The sequence below is a fragment of the Nocardiopsis trehalosi NBRC 14201 genome (assembly GCF_001552555.1).
In the GTDB taxonomy this organism is placed as follows: domain Bacteria; phylum Actinomycetota; class Actinomycetes; order Streptosporangiales; family Streptosporangiaceae; genus Nocardiopsis_B; species Nocardiopsis_B trehalosi.
In genome coordinates this window covers 16,337-40,422 of record NZ_BCRK01000034.1, presented here as the reverse complement: position 1 = coordinate 40,422, position 24,086 = coordinate 16,337, and the positions used below count along the sequence as shown (strand labels likewise).

The 24,086-nt window shown below is 77.0% G+C and carries 21 protein-coding genes and 2 riboswitches; of the genes, 6 read left to right on the top strand and 15 right to left on the bottom strand.

What is annotated here, in order from left to right:
* The first annotated feature begins 87 nt into the window (after window positions 1–87).
* Window positions 88–996, top strand: coding sequence for an aldose 1-epimerase family protein (locus NT8_RS09050; protein WP_067966243.1), 909 nt, complete (start codon window positions 88–90; stop codon window positions 994–996).
* A 30-nt stretch (window positions 997–1,026) separates the two neighbouring features.
* Here NT8_RS09050 and NT8_RS09045 read toward each other — a convergent pair whose 3' ends face one another.
* From NT8_RS09045 to fmt, 12 genes are all read right to left on the bottom strand, one after another.
* Window positions 1,027–1,647, bottom strand: a complete 621-nt coding sequence (locus NT8_RS09045; RefSeq protein WP_067966241.1) for a nucleotidyltransferase family protein — start codon at window positions 1,645–1,647, stop codon at window positions 1,027–1,029.
* A 176-nt stretch (window positions 1,648–1,823) separates the two neighbouring features.
* The gene (locus NT8_RS09040) at window positions 1,824–2,975 is read right to left on the bottom strand and encodes an XdhC family protein (RefSeq protein WP_067966252.1); all 1,152 of its coding nucleotides are present in this window, start codon (window positions 2,973–2,975) and stop codon (window positions 1,824–1,826) included.
* Between the two features lie 504 nt (window positions 2,976–3,479).
* Window positions 3,480–3,602 (bottom strand): hypothetical protein, encoded by a 123-nt coding sequence (locus tag NT8_RS31220; RefSeq protein WP_281203398.1) that lies wholly within the window; start codon window positions 3,600–3,602, stop codon window positions 3,480–3,482.
* Window positions 3,603–3,746: 144 nt separating this feature from the next.
* On the bottom strand, window positions 3,747–4,151 hold the full coding sequence (locus NT8_RS09035; RefSeq protein ID WP_084468767.1) for a PH domain-containing protein: 405 nt from the start codon (window positions 4,149–4,151) through the stop codon (window positions 3,747–3,749).
* A gap of 102 nt (window positions 4,152–4,253) precedes the next feature.
* Entirely contained in the window at window positions 4,254–4,748 is a 495-nt protein-coding gene (gene ribH / locus NT8_RS09030; RefSeq protein ID WP_067966239.1) for a 6,7-dimethyl-8-ribityllumazine synthase, read from the bottom strand.
* A gap of 34 nt (window positions 4,749–4,782) precedes the next feature.
* On the bottom strand, window positions 4,783–6,087 hold the full coding sequence (locus tag NT8_RS09025; RefSeq protein ID WP_067966237.1) for a bifunctional 3,4-dihydroxy-2-butanone-4-phosphate synthase/GTP cyclohydrolase II: 1,305 nt from the start codon (window positions 6,085–6,087) through the stop codon (window positions 4,783–4,785).
* A 41-nt stretch (window positions 6,088–6,128) separates the two neighbouring features.
* Entirely contained in the window at window positions 6,129–6,806 is a 678-nt protein-coding gene (pnuC, locus tag NT8_RS09020) for a nicotinamide riboside transporter PnuC (protein WP_067966236.1), read from the bottom strand.
* Window positions 6,806–7,420 carry a riboflavin synthase gene (locus NT8_RS09015; RefSeq protein ID WP_067966234.1) on the bottom strand — a complete coding sequence of 205 codons (615 nt, stop codon included), beginning with the start codon at window positions 7,418–7,420 and terminating at the stop codon, window positions 6,806–6,808. The genes pnuC and NT8_RS09015 overlap by 1 nt, the downstream gene beginning before the upstream one ends.
* A gap of 109 nt (window positions 7,421–7,529) precedes the next feature.
* Window positions 7,530–7,660: riboswitch (FMN riboswitch) on the bottom strand.
* A 283-nt stretch (window positions 7,661–7,943) separates the two neighbouring features.
* Window positions 7,944–8,957, bottom strand: coding sequence for a phosphatase PAP2 family protein (locus NT8_RS09010; protein WP_067966232.1), 1,014 nt, complete (start codon window positions 8,955–8,957; stop codon window positions 7,944–7,946).
* A 257-nt stretch (window positions 8,958–9,214) separates the two neighbouring features.
* A complete protein-coding gene (gene rpe, locus NT8_RS09005) occupies window positions 9,215–9,880 on the bottom strand; it encodes a ribulose-phosphate 3-epimerase (protein ID WP_067966231.1) in 666 nt (221 codons plus the stop codon).
* Between the two features lie 955 nt (window positions 9,881–10,835).
* Entirely contained in the window at window positions 10,836–12,284 is a 1,449-nt protein-coding gene (locus NT8_RS09000; protein WP_067966229.1) for an RsmB/NOP family class I SAM-dependent RNA methyltransferase, read from the bottom strand.
* A 259-nt stretch (window positions 12,285–12,543) separates the two neighbouring features.
* Window positions 12,544–13,470 (bottom strand): methionyl-tRNA formyltransferase, encoded by a 927-nt coding sequence (gene fmt / locus NT8_RS08995; protein WP_067966227.1) that lies wholly within the window; start codon window positions 13,468–13,470, stop codon window positions 12,544–12,546.
* A gap of 538 nt (window positions 13,471–14,008) precedes the next feature.
* On the opposite strand from fmt, the gene NT8_RS08990 reads away from it, so the two are divergent.
* A complete protein-coding gene (locus NT8_RS08990; RefSeq protein WP_067966224.1) occupies window positions 14,009–16,726 on the top strand; it encodes a primosomal protein N' in 2,718 nt (905 codons plus the stop codon).
* Window positions 16,727–16,867: 141 nt separating this feature from the next.
* Entirely contained in the window at window positions 16,868–17,716 is an 849-nt protein-coding gene (locus NT8_RS08985; RefSeq protein WP_067966222.1) for a DNA polymerase beta superfamily protein, read from the top strand.
* A 117-nt stretch (window positions 17,717–17,833) separates the two neighbouring features.
* On the opposite strand, the gene NT8_RS08980 is transcribed toward NT8_RS08985, so the two are convergent.
* From NT8_RS08980 to NT8_RS08970, 3 genes are all read right to left on the bottom strand, one after another.
* A complete protein-coding gene (locus NT8_RS08980) occupies window positions 17,834–18,388 on the bottom strand; it encodes a DinB family protein (RefSeq protein WP_067966219.1) in 555 nt (184 codons plus the stop codon).
* 13 nt (window positions 18,389–18,401) lie between these two features.
* Window positions 18,402–19,187 (bottom strand): SAM-dependent methyltransferase, encoded by a 786-nt coding sequence (locus NT8_RS08975; protein WP_067966217.1) that lies wholly within the window; start codon window positions 19,185–19,187, stop codon window positions 18,402–18,404.
* A 186-nt stretch (window positions 19,188–19,373) separates the two neighbouring features.
* The gene (locus NT8_RS08970) at window positions 19,374–20,726 is read right to left on the bottom strand and encodes an aminotransferase class V-fold PLP-dependent enzyme (RefSeq protein WP_067966215.1); all 1,353 of its coding nucleotides are present in this window, start codon (window positions 20,724–20,726) and stop codon (window positions 19,374–19,376) included.
* 69 nt (window positions 20,727–20,795) lie between these two features.
* Window positions 20,796–20,908: riboswitch (SAM riboswitch) on the bottom strand.
* 223 nt (window positions 20,909–21,131) lie between these two features.
* On the opposite strand from NT8_RS08970, the gene NT8_RS08965 reads away from it, so the two are divergent.
* The 3 genes from NT8_RS08965 to NT8_RS08955 are packed head-to-tail and all read left to right on the top strand — an operon-like array spanning window position 21,132 to window position 24,032.
* The gene (locus tag NT8_RS08965) at window positions 21,132–21,494 is read left to right on the top strand and encodes a DUF3870 domain-containing protein (RefSeq protein WP_067966248.1); all 363 of its coding nucleotides are present in this window, start codon (window positions 21,132–21,134) and stop codon (window positions 21,492–21,494) included.
* A gap of 46 nt (window positions 21,495–21,540) precedes the next feature.
* Complete coding sequence (locus NT8_RS08960) at window positions 21,541–22,800, top strand: CaiB/BaiF CoA transferase family protein (protein WP_067966213.1); 1,260 nt, start codon at window positions 21,541–21,543, stop codon at window positions 22,798–22,800.
* A gap of 41 nt (window positions 22,801–22,841) precedes the next feature.
* Window positions 22,842–24,032 (top strand): acyl-CoA dehydrogenase family protein, encoded by a 1,191-nt coding sequence (locus tag NT8_RS08955; protein ID WP_067966211.1) that lies wholly within the window; start codon window positions 22,842–22,844, stop codon window positions 24,030–24,032.
* Window positions 24,033–24,086 lie beyond the last annotated feature (54 nt).

The following is a 24,086-nucleotide window of genomic DNA, read 5'->3' as shown; positions in this document are numbered from 1 at the left end:
GGCGGCCGCCCCGGTCGGGCGGCCGCCGCACGGGGGCCGGAGTAGGATCGCCCGGGGTTCATCCGCGAGCGAGGGGGACGGTGTCCGGTGGGCGATGCGATCGAGCTGAACGCGGGCGGCTACCGGGCGGTGGTCGATCCTCGGGGCGCCGCGCTGCGCCGCCTGACCTGGCGCGACCGCGACCTCGTCTGGCCCTACAGCGGCACCGAGGGGCCCACCGCGTTCCAGGGCCAGTTCCTGGCGCCGTGGCCGAACCGGATCGCCGACGGCCGCTACGTCTTCGCGGGCACCGAGTACCGGCTGCCCGTCACCGAGCCCGCCCGGGGCACCGCGCTGCACGGCTTCGCGCACGGCGAGCCGTGGCGGACCACCGGGGCCGCCCCGGACCGGGCCGCGCTGGCGCTGGACCTGGCGGGGGTGCCCGGCTACCCGTTCCGGCTGGAACTGGCCGTCGACTACACCCTGGACGCCGCCGACGGGCTGGCGGTCCGGGTGCGGGCGCGCAACGCGGGGGCCTCCCCCGCCCCCTACGGCAACGGGTTCCACCCCTACCTGCGGGTGGGCGGCGCCTTGGCGGACGCGGTGCTGCGGCTGCCGGGGTCGCTGCGGCTGCCGGTCGACGGCCGGCTGCTGCCGGCCGGCCCGCCGGAGCCCGTGGCGGGCACCGAGCACGACTTCCGCGTCCCGCGCCGCGTGGGCGCGACCGTCTTCGACACGGCGTTCACCGGGCTGGACCGCGGCCCGGACGGGCTGGCGTGGAGCGTGCTGTCGGGCGGCGGCACCTCCGTGGGCCTGTGGGCCGACCGCTCCTACGGGTGGCTCCAGGTGTTCAGCGCCGACGGCCTGCCCGAGGGGCTGCACCGCAGCGGGTTGGCCGTGGAGCCGATGACGTGCCCGCCGAACGCGTTCGCGTCGGGGCACGACCTCACCGTGCTGGAGCCGGGCGCCGAGGCGCGGTCGGCGTTCGGCATCCGGGTGGTCGACGCCGCACCGTGACCGGGGCGGCCCCGGTGGCCCCGGCGGCCCTCAGCGGTCGGGGTCGGCGCCGAGCCGGGTGCGCAGCCGGGCGAGGTCCTCGGGGGTGTCGATGTCGTCGGGGCTGGCGATGTCGTCGCAGGCCACCGTGGTGACGAGGTGGGAGTAGGCGCGCAGGAACGGGCGGGCGCCGACGTCGCCCTCGGCGAGCGCGTGCACGCTGGGCCAGTGCTCCCGGCCGAGCAGGACGGGGTTGCGCAGGTTGCCCGCGTAGGTGGCCACGGCGGCGCGGGCGCCGTCGCGGTAGGTGGCGACCAGCCGGCCGACGGCGGCCGAGGTCACCAGCGGCTGGTCGGCGAGGGCGACCACCACGGCGTCGACGGCGTCGGGCAGCGCGTCGAGGCCGACGCGCAGCGAGGAGCCCATGCCGGACGCCCACGACGGGTTGTGCACCACGGCGTCGGCCCCGGCGACGTCGACCTCGGCGGCGCCGGTCACGACGTGGACGGGGTCGCAGCCGCCCTCGCGCAGCAGGCGCGCCCCGCGGTCGGCGAGGCGTTCGCCCGCCAGCTCCACGAGCGCCTTGGGGCGGCCGAGGCGGCTCCCCTCGCCGGCCGCCAGCAGCAGGCCCGCCACCGGTGCCGCGGCCGGCCGGCTCGTGCGTGTCGTCATGACGCGATGATGCCACGCGCACCCGTCGGCGCGGTGCCGCCCGCAGGGCCTCTCGTGCGATCCCGGGCCCGGAATCGCCCACGGATAGGGCGTTCCGGGCACCTGGGGGGCCGGGTTGACGCGTTCGGCTGACCGGTTCCGGCCTGCCGTGCGGCGTTTCGCCGGTGGTGGGGCGGTCACTCCGGGTGTGCGGCGGCCACCGGCCGGGTGGTGGTGCGGGCGAGCGGCTCGGTGTGGATGCGGCCGCGCGTGGCGCGCAGCGGGCGGCCGCTGCCGCCCCACCGGGTCTGGATGAGTTCGGCGGCGATGGAGACGGCGGTCTCCTCGGGGGTGCGCGCGCCGAGGTCGAGGCCGATGGGCGAGCGCAGGCGCTCCAGGGCGGCGTCGGGGACGCCGGCGGCGCGCAGCCGCTCCAGGCGGTCGGCGTGGGTGCGGCGGCTGCCCATCGCCCCGATGTAGCCGGCGGGGGTGCGCAGGGCGACCTCCAGCACCGGCACGTCGAACTTGGGGTCGTGGGTGAGCACGCAGATGGCGGTCCGCTCGTCGATCTGCCCCTCGATCGCGCCGAGGAACCGGTGCGGCCAGTCGACCACGACCTCGTCGGCGCGCGGGAACCGCTTGGCGGTGGCGAAGACGGGGCGGGCGTCGCACACCGTGACCCGGTAGCCGAGGTAGGCGCCGATGTCGGCGACCGCGGCCGCGAAGTCGATCGCGCCGAACACCAGCATGCGCGGCGCGGGGGCGAACGACTGGACGAAGACCTCCAGGTCGTCGCCGCGGCGCTGGCCGTCGGCGCCGTAGCGCAGGATGCCGGTGCTGCCCTGGGCGAGCATGCCGCGGGCGTCGTCGTCCACGGCCGCCTCCAGGCGGGCGCCGCCGAGGTCGCCGTCGGCGCGGTCGGGCCAGATGACGCGGCGCGCGCCGAGGCGGCCCGGGCCGCCCGCGATGGTGGCCACGGCGACCGGCCGGTGGCCGCTGATGGCGTCGAGGACGTCGCCGAGCGCGGGGTGGCGGGCGGGGTCGACCGGTTCGACCAGCACGTGCAGGGTCCCGCCGCAGGTCAGGCCGACCGCGAACGCGTCGTCGTCGCTGACGCCGTAGCTGCGCCGGGCGGGCCGTCCGGTGGCGATGACCTCCTGGGCCAGCTCGTAGACGGCGCCCTCGACGCACCCGCCGGAGACGCTGCCCGCGACCTCCCCGGCGGCGGAGACGGCCATGGCGGCCCCCGCCTCGCGCGGCGCGCTGCGGTAGGTGTCGACGACGGTGGCCAGGGCGAACGTGGCGCCCGAGGCGTACATGTCGGCGACCGCGGTCCGGATGTCACGCACGTGGTCCTCCTCGTGGGGGCCGGCCGCCGGGCACGGCGGCGGGCGGTCGCGCCCGCGCGCCCCGGCCGGGCGCGGGGGCGTCGGTGGGCGGGGCGGCGCCGGGGGCGCGGCACGGCGCGGCCGCGCGGGCGGCGGGTGCGGGGTCGCGCGGTCGGGGCGGGTGCGGAGCGGGGCGCGCGGCGCGCGCACCGGCGGGGGCACGCCCGAAGCCGCCGTGGTCGCGCCGCTCATCGCCGTCCTCCCGCCTCCGCCTTCCGCCAGGCTATGCGCTGCGGCGGGCGCGGGCGGGGCACCGATCATCCGAAGAGCGCCCGCGCGGTTCGTCGGCGACGCCGAACGGCGCGCGTCGGCGCAGGTGGCGGGGGTGGGGACGGGCCGGCGGGACGGGGCCGCGCGCGTGGCCGCCCCCGGCCGGGCCGGGCGCGGCGCCGCGCGGCGCTCGTGGTCGGTTCCGAAGGGGTCCGGGTCGCAGGGCGGGCGCGCCGCCATCCCCCGGCGGGGGGATCAGAGGAGGAACAGGGAGAAGACCGACAGCACCACGATGATGGACCAGAAGGTCATCCCCACCACGCAGACGCGGGTGGAGCGGCACGTCGTCCTCTCGGTACTCCGGGTGTCGAGGTCCATACCCTCTATGACGCAGCGGAACGGGGCGGAGTTCAACCCCTTTTCGGTCCGTCGCAATCAACCTGAGTCCGTTCCGCCACGCGCGCGACGCCGCTCACGCCGCTCACCCCGGACGCGCCGGCCCCGCCCGCTCCCGGGCGGCGGTCAGCCGCGGCGGGGTTCGGGGGCCTCCCCGCGGCCGCGCAGCAGCGCCTGGAACTCGGCGAGGGCGGCGGTGGCGCGCGCGCCGTCGTTGCTCTGGATGCCCATGACCGCCAGCGTGGTGCCGTCGGACAGGTCGATGGTGGGCCACGGCTCACCGAGGGGCATGCGCACGTCGACGATCTCGGCCCACTCCAGCACGTGGGTGCGGATGGAGTTGACCACGGTCACCCGGTCGGGGGCGGCGGTGAGCCGCGGACGGGCCAGCAGGTGCAGCACGAACACCCCGACCAGGCCCAGGGCGATCAGCCCGACGCGGTCGGGCGGCCCCCACCCGGGCAGCAGCACCGCCAGCGCCCCCATGGTGGCCATGATGATGACGGCCAAGGCGTAGGCGACGACGCGCATGGTGCGCGGCCGCCAGGTGGCGGGGAGCTGCGGTGCCGGTCCTGCGTCGTCCACGGTGTCCTGCTCCCCCACGTTCTGCGGCCGCAACGGTCGTCCCTCTCCCTATCCGACGGGGTGGCGCTCCCCGTCGCGCAGGCCGCGCAGGACGAGGGCGGTGTCGAGGGCCGCCGCGGCGGCCTCCCACCCCTTGTCCTCCCGGCTGCCCGGGAGGCCGGCGCGGTCGCGCGCCTGCTCCTGGGTATCACAGGTCAGGACGCCGTTGGCAACGGGGGTGGACTCGCGCAGGGCCACCTCGGTGAGCCCCTGGGTCACCGACGCGCACACGTAGTCGAAGTGGGGCGTGCCGCCGCGGACGACGGCGCCCAGCGCCACCACCGCGTCGTGGGTGCGGGCGAGCTGCTGGGCGACGACGGGGATCTCGATGGCCCCGGCGACCCGCACGACGGTGGGGGCGGGGGCACCGGCGGCGTCCACCGCGGCGCGGGCGCGGTCCAGCATGGGGTCGACCACGTCGGCGTTCCAGCGGGTGGCGACGATGCCGACCCGCACCCCCTCGGCGTGCAGCCGCGGGTCCTCGGGGCGTCCGGTTCCGCTCATCGGGAAAGGTCCTCTCACACGTGCCGGCGGGCGGTCAGTTGGCGGCGGCGACGCCGGGCAGGTCGTGGCCCATGCGGTCGCGCTTGGTCTGGAGGTAGCGCAGGTTGGCGGTGGTGACGACGGTCGGCATGGCGATGCGCTCGGTCACGGCGACGCCGTGCCGGCGCAGCCCGTCGGCCTTGTCGGGGTTGTTGCTGAGCAGCCGGACCGAGCGGACCCCGAGGTCGGTGAGGATGTCGGCGCCGGCGCCGAACTCGCGGGCGTCGGCGGGCAGGCCGAGTTCGAGGTTGGCGTCGACGGTGTCGGCGCCGGCGTCCTGCAGCCGGTAGGCGCGCAGCTTGTGCAGCAGGCCGATGCCGCGCCCCTCGTGGCCGCGCTGGTAGACGACGACGCCGCGGCCGGCCTGGGCGATGCGCTCCATGGCGGCGTCGAGCTGGGTGCCGCAGTCGCAGCGCTGGGAGCCGAAGGCGTCGCCGGTGAGGCACTCGGAGTGCAGCCGGGCGAGGACGTCCGCGCCGTCGCCGAGGTCGCCGTGGACCAGGGCGACGTGCTCGGCGCCGTCGGTGGTGCCCCGGTAGCCCACGGCGCGCCAGTCGCCGAAGCGGTTGGGGATGCGGGTCTCGACGACCCGCTCGGCGAGGGGGCGGGGGCGGTCGGCGGCGGCGCGGGCCCCGGTGTCGGCGGCGAGGTGGCGGGCGAGCTGCTCGACCGAGACCAGGCGCAGGCCGTGGGTGTCGGCGAAGGCGCGCAGCTCGGGCAGGCGGGCCATGGTGCCGTCGTCGTTGACGATCTCGGCGATGACCCCGGCGGGGCGCAGCCCGGCCAGCCGGGCGAGGTCGACGGCGGCCTCGGTGTGGCCCCGGCGGGCGAGGACGCCGCCGGGGCGGGCGCGCAGCGGCAGGACGTGCCCGGGGCGGACCAGGTCGCCGGGGACGGCGGCCGGGTCGGCGAGCACCCGGACCGTGCGGGCGCGGTCGGCGGCGGAGATGCCGGTGCCCACCCCGGAGGCGGCGTCCACGGTGACGGTGTAGGCGGTACGCAGGCTGTCCTGGTTGACGGGGGTCATGGGCGGCAGGTCCAGCCGGTCGAGGTCCTCGCCGCGCATGGGCGCGCAGACGAGGCCGGAGGTGTGCCGGATCATGAACGCGAGGAGTTCGGGGGTGGCGGCCTCGGCGGCGAAGATCAGGTCGCCCTCGTTCTCGCGGTCGGCGTCGTCCACGACGACGACGGGCCGGCCGGCGGCGATGTCGGCGACGGCGTCGGCGATGCGGTCGAGGACGGCGGCGCCGTCGGAGGCGGCGGGGTCGGCGGGCGCGGGTTCGGTGGTGCCGGCGGTCATGGGGTCCTCCCTGGTCGGTGCGGTGGCGGCGGCGGGGCGGGTCAGGCGGTCACGGCGCCTCCGCCGGCGGGTGCGGGCGGGGCGTCGCGCATCGCCCGGTAGCGGCGGTTCCAGTCGCGGATGCCCACCACGGCCAGGACGAAGAACACCCCGTAGACGAGGCCGGTGGCCCACAGGCCCGACATCAGCGCCAGGGGCACGCCGACCAGGTCGACGATGATCCACACCACCCAGAAGTCGACCAGGGCCCGGCTCTGCGCGAAGGTCGCGATGGCGCTGCCGACGAAGATGAACGCGTCCGGCCACGGCGCCCAGGAGGTGCCGGTGGCCTGGAACACCAGCGCCAGGCCGACGGTGCCGACGACCAGCACGGCGGCGAGCAGGCCGCGCTCATGCGCGGTCGCGGGCCGCACCGGCAGGTCGTCCCCGTTGCGGGTGCGGCGGGCCCACCGGGTCCAGCCGTAGGCCACCAGCAGGATGAACATGACCTGCTTGAGGGCGTTGCCGGTGAGATGGGCGTCGATGGAGACCGCGAACAGCAGGACGGCGCCGGTGAGCTGCACCGGCCAGGTCCAGATGGAGCGGCGGATGGCGAGCGCCACGGTGCCCAGGGACGCGAGGTTGCCGATCAGGTCGGCCCAGCGGACGTGCTCGCCGAGGACGGTGAACCCGGCGTAGGCCCAGGCGAGCCACCACACGCCTTCGTGCGCGGCGCCCATCAGGCCACCGCCCCGCGCGAGGCGAGCAGCCGCTCCACGTACTTGGCGACGACGTCGACCTCCAGGTTGACCCGGGTGCCGGGGGCGGCGCGGCCCAGCGTGGTCGCGGCGAGCGTGGTGGGGATGAGGGCGACGGTGAACGCGTCGTCGTCGACGGCGGCCACGGTGAGGCTCACGCCGTCGACCGTGATGGAGCCCTTCTCCACGACGTAGCGGGCGAGGGTGGGCGGCAGGGCGACGCGGACGGTCTCCCAGTGCTCGCCGGGGGTGCGGTCGAGCACGGTGCCGGTGCCGTCGACGTGGCCCTGGACGATGTGCCCGCCGAGGCGGCCGTCGACCCGGGCGGCGCGTTCGAGGTTGACCGGCGCGCCCGGCGTGAGGTCGCCCAGACTGGAGCGGTCGAGGGTCTCGCGCATGACGTCGGCGGTGAACCGGCCGTCGGCGGCCTCGGTGACGGTCAGGCAGACGCCGTTGACCGCGATGGAGTCGCCGTGGGCGGCGTCGGAGGTGACGAGGGGGCCGTGCAGGGTGATCCTGGCGGCGCCGCCGGCGGGTCCGCCGACCGGTGTGACGGCGACGACCTCGCCCAGTTCCTCGACGATCCCGGTGAACATGTCCGAACCTCTCCCCTCGCCTGGTACGGCTCCGGGGATGGCGCGGGCGCACGCCCGCTGTCAGGTCCGGGCGGCTCCTCCGACAGGACGGACAAGCGTGACCGGGCCCACGCGTACCGCCTCCCATCCGGACTTTCACCGTCGGTACCGGAATTCCACCGGTTCAACCGGCCGATGGCTTCGGCCGGGTCGCGGACTGTCACCGCCGGTTCGGAATTGCACCGACCCCGGAGCACGCGTTGGACAACGTCTCGATCAACAAGTGTGCCATGCGGACCATTCCCGGTCGTCGGCGGCGTGCCGCAAGCCACACGCCGCCCCCCGGCGCAGGGGCGGCCCCGCCCCGGGACGGGCGCCGAGGGGGACGCGCCGCATCGGGCCGGGACCGAGCGGAGTGTCGGGCCCGGAACCGCCCGAGGCGCACACCGAAGGGGGCGCGCCGCAAGGCGAGACTCGGTCCGTCCACGGGCACGGGGCGCCCGGACGGCCTCGGATGCCCGGCGCCGGTCGCGTCGGCACGGCCTCAGGTACCGACCCGGGCGCCGGACGCGTCAGCGGGCGCGGCCCGCAGGGCCAGCCCGGTGCGGACGAACAGCTCGGGGGCGGCGAGGACGCCCCACAGGGCGAGGACGAGGTTGGCGGCGTACTCGGCGGCCATGCCCGCCACGCCCGCTGCCGGCAGCGGGGCGACCTCGGTCAGCACCAGGAGGAGCACGACCCCCGCGATGCCGATGACGAACCGGGACACGCGGGCGACCACGGTCCCGCCCGCGTCGTACCAGCCGCGCGCCGCGAGCACCGACAACCCGGCGAGGCCGCCGAACAGGCCGCCGCCGACCGCGAACACGTGCGCCACGGACTCGGCCGCGACGTCCGGCGGCACCGAACCGGTCCAGGAGTCGGGCACCGTCCACCCGTCGCGGACGAACGCCGTGTAGGCCCAGGCCGCGATGGCGGGGACCACCGACACCGCGAACGCCAGCCCGATCTGGGCGCCGAGCGGGCGGGCCCGCCACCAGCGCAGCGCGGCGTCCTCGTAGCGCAGGACGACCCACAGCAGCAGCGCGCCCACGGCCAGGCCGGCCACGACGTCGGTCGTGAAGTGCACCCCCAGGTAGAGGCGGCTGAACACGATCAGCGCGATCAGCACGCCCGCCACGGGCCACGCCCACCGCCACCGCGGCCGCAACCGGGCCGCCAGGTAGCCCCACACCGCCATCGAGTTCTGCGAGTGGCCCGAGGGCAGTCCGAACGTCGACTCCTGCGACATCGGGCGCACCGTGAAGTCGTACCAGGCGGGCCGCGCCCCGTGGGTACCGACCTTCAGCACGCCGTTGACCATGGCCGACCCCATGAGCACCAGGTAGGCCCGCGCGCCGAGCCCGGCGTCGACCGACCAGAACACCAGGGAGAGCAGGCCGATCATCAGCGTCTGCGACCCGAGGGTGGTCACCACCTCCATCGGGGGTTCCAGCCAGCCGCCCCATCCCTGCACTGACCGGTTGACGGCGATCTCGGCATCCCACACCGCGTCCATGCACCCACCTCGTCTGTTGTCGGCTCCGTCGCCGGCACGCCTGGCGCGCCATCACGGTACCCACGGTGACCGGTTCCAGACCGGATGGCCGAAACCGCCTGGTGAACGCGCCCACCGCCCCCGCGCGGCGACCACCCGGAACCGACCGGGGACGGGGAGGGTGATCGGCACGGGCCGCGCGGAAGCGGTGGCCCCCAAGTCAAAAGGCGGCGGACACGGCACGACGGCAACGCAGGCCGCACGGCAGCGGCTGTCCGTCAGGAGGCGGCGGTACGGGCCTGTTCGCGCAGTGCGTCGACTGCGGCGGCGGGGTCGTCGGCCCCGTAGACGGCGGACCCGGCGACGAACACGTCGGCGCCGGCCTCGGCCGCGCGCTCGATGGTGTCGTTGCTGATACCGCCGTCGACCTGGAGCCAGACCGACCCGCCGGAGCCGTCGATCAGCTCACGGGCGCGGCGGATCTTCGGCAGCACCAGGTCGAGGAACTTCTGCCCGCCGAACCCGGGCTCGACGGTCATCAGCAGCAGCATGTCGACCTCGGGCAGCAGGTCGGCGTAGGCGTCGACCCGGGTGGCGGGGTTGAGCGCGAGCCCGGCACGGGCGCCCTGGGAGCGGATCTCCCGCAGGGTGCGGACGGGGGCTCGGGCGGCCTCGGCGTGCACGGTGACGCTGCCGGCACCGGCCTCGGCGTAGGCGGGGGCCCACCGGTCGGGGTCCTCGATCATCAGGTGGCAGTCCAGGGGGAGGTCGGCGGCCTTGCGCAGCGACTCCACGATGGGCAGGCCCAAGGTGAGGTTGGGCACGAAATGGTTGTCCATGACGTCGACGTGCAGCCAGTCGGCGCTTCCGGCGACAGCGGCGGCCTCGTCGGCCAGGCGCGCGAAGTCGGCGGAGAGGATGCTGGGAGAGATCTGGATTGCCACGGCCCCGAGTGTAGTGGCGCACCCCGCCGCCCCCGCGCTGACAGGCCCGTACACCCACTGCCGGCCCGGCCGGACGCCTTCTCGTCGGCCCCCCACGGACCGGCGCCCCGCAGACCGGGCACCAGAGCGGGTCGGTCGACCGGCGGACAGCCCCAGCCGGCCGAGCAACCGCCCGCCCCGGCCCGGCGACCACCGGGCGCACTCGACCAGAACGGACCGCCGACCGGCACAGGGGCCGAGGCCCGGCCGAACGACCGCTCGCCCCACCACCGGCCCGGCGGACCCGACACTCCCGCCGGACACACAAGAGCGGAACGGACCGACCAACGGACAGCCCCGGAGCATGGGCAGACAGCCGCGCTCGCGGCTCCGCCAGCGCTCCGGCTCAGTGGTCGGCAGACGCACCCGGTCAGAACGGACCGCCGGCCGGCGCAAGGCGCTAGGCCATACGGACGACCAGCCGCTTCGACACCGCTCCGGCTTCCGGGGCACACAAGAACGGAGCAGACGGAGCGGTGTGGCCGGCGAACCGTCCGGCCCCAGGCGGACGGCCGCTCATCGCGCCGCTGGTCCCTCGCCTCCGCCGGACACCGATAAGAGCGGGCGAATGCGGACGGCCTCGCACCTCCTCCGAACACACTCGGAAGGCAGCGAGCACGCGATCGGCGCGGAGTCCTCGGCCCAGAAGGACGACCACTCGTCCCGCCGCCCGCCGCGCCCCGGCGGCCACCGGAGCGTGCGCGTCGACCGGTGAACACACCAGACGCGGCCGGACGATCGATCGCCCCTTCGCCCGCCCCGGCGGACCCGGCCTCCGACGGGCCGGGGCGCGGTTGCCCAGACGTCGGACCGACCCGGTCGTGCCGCCGTCAGACCGTCAGCAGGACCGGGTCGGCGCGCCGCCGACGAGGCCGCGACGGGACCGGCGGTCAGCGGCGGCGCAGGAGGCCGGCGGTCAGTGGCGGCGCAGGAGGGCGAGGAACATCGCGTCGGTGCCGTGGCGGTGCGGCCAGAACTGGACGAAGTCGCCCGCTGCGGCGTCGGGCACCTCGGGCAGGTGGTCGGCGGCCCGCAGCAGTTCGGCGTCGGGTCGGGCGGCGAGGACGTCCTCGACCACCCCGCGGGTCTCGGGCAGGTGCGGCGAGCAGGTGACATAGGCGACGACCCCGCCGGGGCGCGCCGCGTCGAGGGCGCGGCAGAGGAGGTCGCGCTGCAGCGGGGCGAGTTCGCCGGCGGACGCCTCGGTGCGCCGCCACCGCGACTCGGGCCGGCGGCGCAGCGCGCCGAGGCCGGTGCACGGGGCGTCGACGAGGACGCGGTCGAACGCGCCGTCGCGCCAGGCGGGCCGGGTCGAGTCGGCGGCGACCACGCGGCCGGCGTCGCGGACCGACCGCTCGACGGCGGTGGCGACCAGCCCGGCGCGGGCCGGCTGCACCTCGGCCGCCAGCAGGTGCCCGCCCCGCTGCCCGGCGAGGCCGGCCAGCAGTCCGGCCTTGCCACCGGGGCCGGCGCAGGTGTCGAGCCACAGGTGGTCGGAGCCGTCGACCGGCACGCGGGTCAGCGCCAGGGCGACGAGCTGGCTCGCCTCGTCCTGGACGGCGGCGCGGCGCTGGCGCACCTCGCGCAGCGCGGCGGGGTCGCCCTCGGCCAGGTGGGCGGCGTAGGGCGAGTAGCGGCCGGCCTCGGCGCCCTGGGCGACGAGGTCGGCGCGGGAGGCCCGGCCGGGCTTGGCCACCAGGGTGACGCGGGGGCGCACGTTGTGGGCGGCCAGCAGTTCCTCGGTCTCGGCCAGGTCGGGGCCGTCGCCGAGAGCGGCGGCGAGGGCCTCGACGATCCATCGGGGGTGGCTGTGGACGACGGCGAGGCGGCCGACCGGGTCGGCGTCGCGCTCGGGGGCGACCACCTCCAGCCACGCGTCGAGGTCGCGGGCGCTGACCTTGCGCAGCACCGCGTTGGCGAACCGGGAGCGGTGGTGGCCGACGACCCGCCGGGCGAGGTCGACCGTCGCGCTGACGGCGGCGTGCGGCGGGATGTTCGTCGCGAGGAGCTGGTGGGCGCCCAACCGCAGGACGGGCAGGACCTCGCTGTCGACCGACGACAGGGAGCGGTCGACGCACGCGTCCAGGACGGCGTCGTAGGTGCCCTGGCGGCGCAGGGTGCCGTAGGTGAGTTCGGTGGCGAGGGCGGCGTCGCGGCCGGCCAGGCCCCGGTCGCGCAACAGCGAGGGCAGGAGCAGGTTCGCGTAGGCGTCGCGGTCGTGGACGGCGCGCAGCACGTCGTAGGCGACCCGGCGGGCCGGGTCCTTGGGCGCGGGCGGCCCTTGCCGGGACTGGGCGCCGCCGCTCCCCTTTCCGCTGCTGCGGCGCCGTGCGGGGCGGTATGGGGAACGGGAACGGTCGGTCACGTCGGAATCAGCCTTACGCCGGGAGAAATGCAGGTTGGCCCGCGCTGTGCGCCGTCCCCCGACGGCACGGGCGGGCCACTGCCCGAGAATACCCGCCCCCGCCCCCTGCGAGCGGCCCGTCGGCGCCCCCGCCCCGGCGGTCGTGCCCGCCCTCCACTCCCCCGCCTCGTTGATCTTGACGCTGTCGGGCTATGGGAGCGCTCCGACGGCCCGTCGACGCCAAGATCAACGAGGCGAGGACAGGCGGAGGCAGGCGGACTCAGGTGAGGCGGTCGTCGGGGCCGGGGCGGACGCCGCGGGCCCAGTCGACCGCCGACATGCGGCGCTTGCCCTGCGGCTGGACCTCGCCCAACTCGACCGGGTGCGTGCCCGTTCCGGCGAACACGGCCGTCTTGGTGACCTCCAGCGCGCCCGGCGCCAGGTCGGGGCCGTCCGGGGCGGGCAGGACCGGTCCGAGCTTGAGCCGCGTGCCGCGGAACGTGGTCCACGCGCCCGGGGCGGGCGTGCAGGCGCGGACGAGCCGGTCGACGCGCATCGCCGGGGCCGTGAAGTCCACCTCGGCGTCCGCCGGGGTGAGCTTGGGCGCCTGCGACACTCCTTCGGCGGGCTGCGGGCGGGCCACGAGTTCGCCCGAGGCGATGCCGTCGAGCGTGCGCAGCAGCAGCCCCGCACCCGACCGGGACAGCCGGTCGAGCAGGTCGCCGCTGGTGTCGCGCGGCCCGATCGGCTCGGTGAGCGTGCCGTAGACCGGCCCGGAGTCGAGCCCCCGCTCGATCTCGAACGTGGCGGCGCCGGTCAGGTCGTCGCCGTGCAGCACCGCGTGCTGCACCGGGGCGGCGCCGCGCCAGGCGGGCAGGAGCGAGAAGTGCAGGTTGACCCAGCCGTGCCGGGGGATGTCGAGGGCCTCCTGGCGCAGCAGCGCCCCGTAGGCGACGACCGGGCAGCAGTCGGGGCCGATCTCGCGGAGCCGGTCCAGGAACTCCGGGTCGCTCGCCTTCTCGGGCTTCAGCACCTCGATGCCCGCCTCGGCCGCGACCTCCGCGACCGGGCTCACCGAGACCCGTCGGCCGCGCCCGGCCACGGCGTCGGGCCGGGTGACCACGGCGGCCACCTCGTGCGCGGAGTCCAGCAGCGCCCGCAGGGAGGGCACCGCCACCTCGGGCGTTCCAGCGAAGACCAGCTTCATCGACCACCGTTCCCCTCATCGTGGTGTGCGCGTCCTGTCTACCAGCCCCGCCCACACCCACGCGGACCGACGCGACGGCCGGGAGGCGTGAGCGCGAGGGAGGTACTGCCCGGGTGGAGGTGCCGCGCCGGTGGTGGGCCGGGGGCGGGTGCCGGTACGGGGTGGGCGCCCACCCCGTACCGGCACCGGGCCGTGCGGCGCCGACCGGGACGGGCACCGCGGTGGACCAGGCCGCCACCGGACGGCGGGGGCGGCGGGGCAGGCCGGGGCGGGGACCAGGACGCACGTACGGTCGCGCAGGCTCGGGGCGGGACGTGGGCGCAGCGGGGTAGACCGAGGCGAGGCGGAGGCGACGGGCCGGCCCCAGGAGTCGGCGCGCCGAAGCGCGTCGAGGGGGCGGGGCGGGAGCGACGGGCACGGGCGGGGCGGCCCGACCGGGGGTGGCATGGGCTAGGGGCGGCGGTGCGGGCGGCGGCGAGCGGGGCGGCAGGTGCGGCGGGGCCCGGGGGTGTCGCGGGGCTCTGGTAAACCTGGATCGATGACACCGCAGCCCGACCCCGACGAGGGGCTTCTCTTCGACGTGCCCCGGGCGGCCGCATCCGCTGCGGCCGCGCCCGCGCCGGAGAAGCGGCGTCCGGCCGACGAGCTGCCCGTCGCCCGGGTGGTGGTCGACACCCCCCTCCCCCATCTCGACCGGCCGTTCGACTACCACGTTCCGGCGGACATGGCCGACGACGCCGTCCCCGGCTGCCGGGTGCGCGTCCCCTTCCACGGGCAACTGCTGTCGGGCTACCTGCTGGAGCGGGCCGCCACCAGCGACTTCACGGGCCGGTTGGCCTACCTCCACCAGGTGGTGTCGCCCGAGCCGGTGGTCACGGCGGAGATCCGCGGGCTCGCCCGCGCCGTCGCCGACCGGTACGCCGGCACGCTCAGCGACGTCCTCCGGCTCGCGGTCCCGCCCCGCCACGCCCGCGTGGAGAAGGAGGCCGAGACGAAGCGCCGGAAGGCGGCGGAGTCGGCCGAGGCCGCGGCCCGGGACGCGGCCGCCGACGGCGCCGGGACGCCGACGGCGCTCGGCGCCGAAGCCGTCGCGGAGCGGGTTCCCGACCCGGCCGAGGACGACGCCGCCGCATGCGCGGGTCCGGCCGGAGAGGTGTCGGCGTCCGATGGCGCCCCGCCTCCGCCCGCCGGGTCCGGCGACGCGCCGCAGGTGGATTCCACCCCCGGGGCCGCCCCCACACCCGGGGTCGACATCGACCGGGAGGGCGCCGGCGTCGGCAAGGCCGACGCCGATGGCGACGGAGCTGTCCCCATCCCCGCGCCCGAGGCCGACACCGACGGGGCGGACGCCGACACGGACACCGGCCCCGTCTGGGTCAATTCCGATGCCGACGGAGCCGCGCCCGGGGCCGGGGCCGACGCCGACCGGGCGGGCGCCGGTACGGCGGGCAGCGCCTCGGGCCGGGGCCCGGCCGCGTTCTCGTCCGCCGCGTCCGTTGGCGCCCCCGGCCGTACCTCCCCCGCCGGCACGGCGGGAACGGGCGGCGAGGGGCGCGCGGCGGTGGCCGAGGGGGCGGACGCCGCCGTCCCGCCCGAGGCCGGTGCCGCCGACGCCACCCCCGCCTCGGCGGCGACCGAGCGCACCTCCCCCGCAGGCGGCGTCTCCGCGCCGCCCGCTCCCGGGCCGTGGGCCGACTACACCGCCGGCCCGTCGTTCCTGGAGGCGCTGCACCGGGGCCAGGCGCCACGCGCCGTGTGGGGCGCGCTGCCCGGGCCGGATTGGGCCGAGGCCATCGCGGTGGCGGTCGCCACCGCCCTCGCGGGTGGGCGGGGCGCCGTGGTGGTGGTGCCCGACGGCCGCGACGTGGGCCGGGTCGACGCGGCACTGGCCGAGCGGCTCGGCGAGGGGCGGCACGTCGCCCTCACCGCCGAGCTGGGCCCGGCGGAGCGGTACCGCCGGTGGCTGGCCGCGCTGCGCGGCGAGGTCGGTGCGGTGGTCGGCACCCGGGCGGCGATGTTCGCCCCGGTGCGCGACCTGGGGCTGGTGGTGCTGTGGGACGACGGCGACGACGTCCACGTCGACCCGCACGCGCCCTACCCGCACGCCCGCACGGTGCTGTCGATGCGGGCGCACCGCATGGGTGCGGCGGCGCTGTTCGGCGGTTTCACCCGCACCACCGAGGCGACGCAGCTCGTGGCGTCCGGGTGGGCGCACCCGCTCGCCGCCGACCGGGCGATGCTGCGGCGGCGCGCGCCCCGCGTCCGCTCGACCGACGACGACAGCCAGTTGGAGCGCGACGAGGCCGCCCGCACCGCGCGCATCCCGCGCCTGGCGCTGCGGGTCGCCCGGGAGGCGGCCCGCGAGGGGCCGGTGCTCATCCAGGTGCCGAGGCGGGGCTACGTCGCGGCGCTGGGGTGCGTGGCGTGCCGGGCGCCGGCGCGCTGCGACGCCTGCCAGGGGCCGTTGGCGCTGCGCAGCGCGCACGCCATGCCGTTCTGCCGGTGGTGCGGGCATCTGGCGGGGGCGTGGACCTGCGGCGCGTGCGGGGGCGGCCGGCTGCGCGCGAACGTCGTGGGGGCGCGGCGCACGGCCGAGGAGATGGGCCGCGCGTTCCCGTCGCTGACCGTGCGCACGTCCGGCCGCGACGAGGACGTCCTGGACCGGGTGCCGGACCGCCCGGCGCTGGTGGTGGCGACGCCGGGGGCGGAGCCGGTGGCGGACGGCGGGTACGCGGCGGCGGTGCTGCTCGACGGGTGGGCGCTGCTGGGCCGGGCCGATCTGCGGGCGGGCGAGGAGACGCTGCGCCGGTGGTGCAACGCTGCGGCGCTGGTGCGGTCGGCCGAGGACGGCGGCCAGGTGGTGGTCGTGGCCGAGGCGCAGCTGCCCGCCACCCAGGCGCTGATCCGCTGGGACCCGGCCGGGTTCGCCGAGCGGGAGCTGGAGGAGCGCCGCCAGTTGGGGTTCCCCCCGGCCGTGGCCATGGCGTCGGTCACCGGCGAGCCGGCGCTCGTGCGCGAGCTGATCGACGGTGTGGAGCTGCCCGCGTCGGCCGACCTGCTGGGTCCGGTACCGGTCGGGGCCGGACAGGCCGGGGACGGCCCGGCGACCGAACGCGCCCTGCTGCGGACGCCGCGCGCGGACGTGCACGAGCTGACGTCGGCGCTCAAGGCCGCCGCCGCGGCCCGCAGCGTCCGCAACGCGCGCAAGGACGAGCCCATCGCCCGTATCCGCGTGGACCCGCTGGACGTGGTCTGACCGGAACGGGCCGCCTCCGGCCGGCGCCGACCCGGAAAACGGGTTGGTGCGGCGGTGGCGGGGTCGGTATGTTCGTCGACTTCCCAAATACCGGGAAGTGCCCTGGCGCGGCCCACGTGCCATGCGGAGGGAGTGTGCCGGATGAAGCACACCGGACGGGAGGACGCCGCCATCGCCGAGCAGGGGACGATCCTCCGCTGCCAGGTGGGGTCGGGGGTCCACGGGATCACCGTCGCGGACCAGGACGACCGCGATGAGATGGGCATCTGCGTGGAGCCGCCCGAGTACGTGATCGGCCTGCGCCGTTTCGAGCAGTACATCCACCGCACACAGCCCGAGGGCGCGCGGTCGGGCCCGGGCGACCTGGACCTCGTCGTCTACTCGCTGCGGAAGTGGATGCGCCTCGCGCTGTCGGGCAACCCGACGGTGCTGCTGCCGCTGTTCGTGCCCGAGCACGAGATCGTCGCCGTCACCCCGCTGGGCCGGGAGCTGCGCGCGGCGGCCGACCGCATCCTGTCCCGGCAGGTGGGCCACCGGTTCCTCGGCTGCCTGCGCGCCCAGCGCGACAGCATGCTGGGGCGGCGCGGCGGCCGGCACACCAACCGGCCGGAGCTGATCGAGGCCTACGGCTTCGACGTGAAGTTCGCCTACCACATGGTGCGCCTGGGCGTTCAGGGCGTGGAGCTGCTGGAGACCGGCCGGGTGACGCTGCCGATGGCCGAGCCGCGCGCCTCCTGGCTGCGCGCCCTGCGCCGGGGCGAGCACACGATGGCGGAGGCGCTGGAGGTGGCGAGCGGGTTGGAGGAGCGGCTGGTCGACCTGGTCGCCACGTCCCCGCTGCCGGAGTGGCCCGACACGGCGTGGGCGGACCGCTGGCTGGTCGACGCCCATGAGCGGGCGCGGGCGGAGTGGCAAGAGGCGGCGCGCGGCGGGGAGCCGGCGGGCGGTGCGGCCACCGGGGACGGTGTAGCCGCGACCGCGACGGCCTGACCTGGCCGAACACGCCCGGCGCACGGACCGGGCCCGCACCTTGAGGGGGCAGGCCCGGCCTGGTGCGGGGCCGGCCGGGGGTGCGTGGCTTGGGCGCGCCCGCCGGGCCGGGGCCGGTCAGAGGAGGGTGGCCTCCGGGGTGGGGCGGGCGCGGTAGAGGTCGCGCAGGAGGGCGATCTCGGCGCCGTGGTGGATGAGTTCGCGGTTGACGTGCAGCGCGAGCATCGCGAACGGGAAGTCCGCCCACTGGGCGGGTTCGGCCGCTCCGACCGGGGCGGCCAGCCCGTCGGCGTCGACCTCGCGGACGCCCGCGCACCAGCGCCGGTAGCCGGTCTCCAGCCGCGACAGGGCCTCGTCGGCGCTCCCGGGGAACGCGGCTTGGGTGATGTCGGGGGTGCCCGCGCCGAAGTGCCCCTCGACGCGCTGCTCCAGCACGCCGACCACGATGTGCCCGAGCCGCCACGCGATGGTGGTCACCGGCGGCGGGACCGGTTCGGGCCATTCCCAGTCGGCGATGTAGGTGCCGTCGGTCCGCGGGCGCACCGTCCAGCAGCCCTCGACGGGCTCCCAGAAGAACTCGTCGTCGCCGAGCCCTTGGAGGCGCGGCCACAGCGAGGTGTCCCAGTAGAACTCCACCTGGGCGAGGATCTCGCCGGTCCAGTTCAGTGTCATCTGCTCCCCCGCGTCATGTGCTCCCCCGCGCCGGTCCGGGCCGACCGCCGGGCCCGGCCGGGTGGTCGGTGTCCTTGCGTCCCACGCCCGCCAGGATGCCGGTGCCTTCGGCGGTGACCTCTTCGTCGGGGTAGGGCCACCAGGCGATGTCGGCGAGGCCGGGCTCGATGAGGGTGAAGGGTTCGAGGACGGCGGCGGCGAGTTCGCGGGAGTGGGCGTCGGCGGTGGTGTCGCCGTCGGGGGCGACGCGCTGGGCGACGGCGATGTGGCTGCCGCCGGGCAGGGCGGTGTGCAGGGCGCGCACCAGGTCGTGCGGGAGGACGCCGTCGCGGCGCAGCGGGGCGGTGTCGGTGAGGAGGACGGCGACGGGTGCGGTGAAGTCGATGACGCCGCGGTCGGCGAGCCGGTCGAGGAGGGCGGCGGGGCGCAGGCTGGGGGCCGTGACGACGGGCACGGCGCCGCCGCCGGCCTGGGCGGGGGCGTGCAGGGCGCGGGTGGCGTCGGTGTCGACGTACACGACGCGGGCGTCGGGGGCGTGGGCGCGGGCGGTGTCGGCGATGCCGTCGCCGGCGGGCAGCCGGGAGCCGAGGTCGACGAACTGGCGGATGCGGGTGTCGGCGGCGAGGTAGGCGACGACGCGCCGCAGGAAGCCGCGGCGGGCCTCGGCGCGGCGGCCCTCGGCGGTGCGGGGTTCGGAGCGGGGGCGGGCGCGCCGGTCGCCGATGTGGATGACGCGCGGGTTGGGGATGTCGACGAGCGGTTCCTCGCCGATGTGCAGTGCCCGCCACTCGTCCGTCACGATCGCGCCCCCCGAGCCGTCGGCCGGTGCCGGGGCGGCGGTGTCCGCGGCGGGTCCGTGTCCCGGCGCGGGGCGCCGCCGCCCCTTCGTTAGCGCCCGATGTTACCCCTTGTGAGTGACCTGGTTCACCATCGGCAAAGTTCACGGTCACCTTTGTCGCGTTTATGAAAAAAAACGCCGTTTGGGCTATTCGGCGCCGACGACGGGGAACGCGCGCGGGTCGGGAACGGGCACCGTGCGCCCGTCGTCCTCGGCGTAGCGCCACTGGGGCCCGCGCGCCGCCAGCTCCGCGACGGCGCCGACCAGCCGGTCGACGTGCTCCGTTGTCGTGCCGAGGCCGAGGCTGGCCCGCACCGCCTGGTCGTGCCCGGCGGGCAGCAGCCGCCGCGTGAACGGGTGTGCGCAGAAGAGGCCGTCGCGCACCCCGATGCCGTACTCCGCCGACAACGCGGCGGCGAGCAGCCCCGCGGGCACCCCGTCGACCACGAACGACACGATGCCCACCCGGGGGTGGCGGGCGTCCCACAGCCGCAGCTCGTGCACGCCGGGGACGGCGGCCAGGCCCGCGCGGAGCCGGTCGAGCAGGGCCTGCTCGCGGGTGTGCAGGCGGTCCCACCCGGCGCGGGTCAGCTCGGCGCACGCCGCCGCCAGCGCGACCGCGCCCAGCACGTTGGGGCTGCCGGCCTCGTGCCGCGCGGGCAGGTCGTTCCAGCGCACGTCGTCGTCGGTCACGTTGCCGGTCGCCCCGCCGCCCGCCAGGTAGGGGGCGGCGGCGCGCAGCCAGTCGGTGCGCCCGGCGAGCGCCCCCGAGCCGAACGGGGCGTAGACCTTGTGCCCGGAGAAGGCGACGTAGTCGGCGCCGGTGGCGGCGAGGCTGAACGCCCGGTGCGGCACGAGCTGGGCGGCGTCGACGGCGATGCGCGCCCCGGCGTCGTGGGCCGCCGCGGCCAGCTCCGCCACCGGCCACACCTCGCCCGTGACGTTGGAGGCGGCGGTGACGCACAGCAGGCGGGGCCCCTCGGGGGCGGCGCGCAGCGCCGCGCGGGCGGCGGCGACGGCGTCGGCCGGGGAGTCGGGCAGCGGCAGCCGCACCACGCGCCCGGCGCGGCTGCCCCGGTGCTGCCAGGGCAGCAGGGCGGCGTGGTGCTCGGCGGCGAACACCACGACGGTGCAGCCGTCGGGCACCGAGCGCGCGAGCAGGTTGAACGCGTCGGTGGTGCCGCGGACGAACACGACCGCGTCGTTGTCGCGGGCGCCGACGAACCGGGCGACGGTGCGCCGCGCCCGCTCGTAGGCCGCGGTCGACACCTGCGAGGTGAAGCCGGCCCCGCGGTGCACGCTGGCGTAGTAGGGCAGGGCGGCGTCGAGGGTGTCGCGGACGGCCGCCAGACACGGGGCGCTCGCCGCGTGGTCGAAGTCGGCGTACTCGGCGCCGCCGCCGGTGACCAGCGGCACGCGCAGCCCGGCGCCGACGACGGCGGGCAGGGGCGGCGCGGCGGGCGCAGGGGCGGCGATCGGGGTTTCGGCGACAGCGGTCACAGTGGCACCTCCAGGGGCCGTAAAGGGACCCCGGGAGGGCGCGGCGCAGCCGCGCACCGGAACCACGAGGGTCCGCGCTTGCCTGACACGGTCGTGTCGACCTGGTCCTCACCCGGGGCACCCCACCGCGGAAGGAGGGTTGCCGGCCAGCAAGCCGGGGCTTGACGCTGGCACTCATGACCTGCGACGGATCATACGCACGCGCCGCCGAGGGACGCAACCCGCCCGCCGGCGCGGGGGCGGGCGGGCCGGGCCGCCGGGTGATTGACAACGGGCGGCGTGGATCGGCGATACTGGGGCCGTCTGCCCTCCCGCTGAGGACGCCCGGCCCTTCCCGGCCGTCCTGCCAGGCGCGAGACTCCAGTCCACCGGAGTTTTCGGCTGCCCATTGGAGGGGTGTACCGCGTGCGCGATCCCGACCGGATCAGGGAGCTGTTCGCCGACCCCGACGTCGTGCTCGTCTCGGGCTACGCCCGGCTGCCCGACGCGGTCGCGAGCCACTCCCAGTACGAGCGGCTCGGCGTGGTCCTGGCCGTGAACCTGTCGGACGGGCGCATCGTCGCCGCCGACACCACGCTGCTCACCGACCTCGCCAAGGACTTCTTCCGCGCGCTGGTGGAGGGCCTGTCGGTCGTCGGCGACCTCGCCGAGATCGTCGACCGGGTGCAGACCCGCTACGCCGGCCAGTCCGGCGCCGCCCTCACCACCGCGCTCCGCCGCTGCCTGGAGACGTTCCACCAGGTGCGCGGCGCCGCCGACCCGCCCTGACGGGGTCGCGGGACCGACCGGTGAGGCGAACCACGAGGGAGGGCACGTGACGGCGGAGGCGGGACGGGGCGGCGGGGCGGCGCCGGAGGCGGCGGACCGGCCGCTGGCCGGGGTGCGGGTGGCGGACCTGTCGCGGGTGCTCGCGGGCCCCTACGCGACGATGCTGCTGGCCGACCTGGGCGCTGAGGTGGTCAAGGTCGAGCACCCGCAGCGGGGCGACGACACCCGGGCGTGGGGGCCGCCCTCGGCCGGGGGCGAGGCGGCGTACTTCCTCGCGGTGAACCGGGGCAAGCGCAGCCTGGCCGTGGACGTCGCCGACCCCGACGGGCGGGCGGCGGTCCGCGACCTGTGCTGGGGTGCCGACGTGGTGGTGCAGAACTTCCGCCCCGGGACGGCCGACCGGCTCGGCCTGGGCCCGGCCGACGTGCACGCCCGCAACCCCGGCGCGGTGTACTGCTCGATCACCGGGTTCGGCGCCGGGCACACCCCGCCCGACCGGCCCGGGTTCGACCTCGTCGTGCAGGCCGAGAGCGGGCTGATGCACGCCACCGGCGCCCCGGACGGCCCGCCCACCAAGGTGGGCGTCGCCATGACCGACGTCCTCACCGGGCTGAACGCGGCCGTGGCGGTGCTGGCGGCGCTGGTGCGGGCGCGCGCCACCGGCCGGGGCGAGCACGTCACCGTGTCGCTGCTCGACTCGGCGCTGTCCGGCCTGGTCAACGTGGCGCAGAGCGCGCTCGTGACGGGGGCCGAGCCGGAGCGCTTCGGCAACGCCCACCCCACGATCGTGCCCTACCAGGCGTTCCCCACCGCGGACGACGAGATCGTGGTCGCCGCCGGCAACGACGCCCTCTACCGGCGGCTGTGCGATGTGCTGGGCCGCCCCGACCTCGCCGCCGACCCGCGCTACGCGACGAACCCGGAGCGGGTGGCGCACCGCGGCGCGCTGGTCGCCGAGATCGGCGCGGTGCTGCGCACCCGGCCCGCCGCGGAGTGGGTGGCGGCGCTGCTCGACGCGGGCGTGCCGGTGGGGCGGGTGCGCGGCGTGCTCGACGCCCTGCGCACCGCCGACGCGGCGGGCGGCGCGACGCTGGTGCGCGTCGACCACCCCGCCGCCGGGCCGCTGGAGACGGTCGGCGCGGGGTTCCGCCTGGCGTCGGGTGCCGGCGCGGACGCGCCGCCGCCCGCCCCTCCCCCGCTGCTCGGCCAGCACACCGAGCGCGTCCTCGCCGAACTCGGTGTCGGCGCCGACCGCGTCGCCGCGATGGTCGCGCGCGGCGCCGCCTACCAGAACCCCGTCGCGTGACGGGCCGCCCCACCACCGCCAGAGGAAGGAACCCCGACCCCATGAGCCAGCCGCACAAGGCCGCCGCCCCCGACCCGCACGACTTCCTGGGTGTGGACGGGACCCTGTCGCCCGACGAGCGCGACATCCGCGACACCGTGCGCGCGTTCGCCGACCGCGAGCTGCTGCCGCACGTCGCCGACTGGTTCGACGCCGGGACCCTGCCGGACCCGCGCGGGCTGGCGAAGGCGTTCGGCGACCTGGGCGTGTTCGGCATGCACCTGGAGGGCTACGGGTGCGCCGGCGCGAGCGCCGTCGCCTACGGGCTGGCGTGCCGGGAGCTGGAGGCGGTCGACTCGGGGCTGCGCAGCTTCGTGTCCGTGCAGGGGTCGCTGGCGATGTACGCGATCCACGCGTTCGGTTCGGCGGAGCAGAAGGAGGAGTGGCTGCCGCGCATGGCGGCGGGCGAGGCGATCGGGTGCTTCGGGCTGACCGAGCCCGACTCGGGCAGCGACCCCGGGTCGATGCGCACCCGCGCCCGGCGCGACGGCGCCGACTGGGTGCTGGACGGCACGAAGATGTGGATCACCAACGGGTCGGTGGCCGACGTCGCCGTGGTGTGGGCGGCCACCGACGACGGCATCCGCGGCTTCCTGGTGCCCGCGGGCACCCCCGGGTTCACCGCCACCACCGTGCGCCGCAAGCTGTCGCTGCGCGCCTCCATCACCGCCGAGCTGGTGCTCGACGGCGTCCGGCTGCCCGGCGACGCCGTGCTGCCGGGGTCGCGCGGCCTGGGGTCGCCGCTGTCGTGCCTGAACGAGGCCCGCTACGGCATCGTGTGGGGGGCGGCCGGGGCGGCGCGCGCCTGCTACGCCGCCGCGCTGGAGTACGCGGGGACCCGCGAGCAGTTCGGGTCGCCCATCGCCGGGTTCCAGCTGACCCAGCGCAAGCTCGCGGACATGGTGGTCGACGTCAACCAGGCGGCGCTCACCGCGCTGCAGATCGGTCGGCTCAAGGACGGCGGCGCCTGCCACCGCGACCACGTCAGCTTCGGCAAGTTCGCTAACGTGGCGGCGGCCCAGCGGGTGGCGCGCACGGCCCGTTCGGTGCACGGCGCCAACGGGATCACCCTGGAGTACCCGGTGCTGCGGCACATGCTCAACCTGGAGACGGTCGCCACCTACGAGGGCACCGAGGAGATCCACGCGCTGAGCATCGGCCAGGCGGTGACCGGTATCGCGGCGTTCCGCTGACGCGCGGCCGCCGGGTCCGCGGCGGCGCGCCGGGGCCCGGGCGGCGGCGCACCG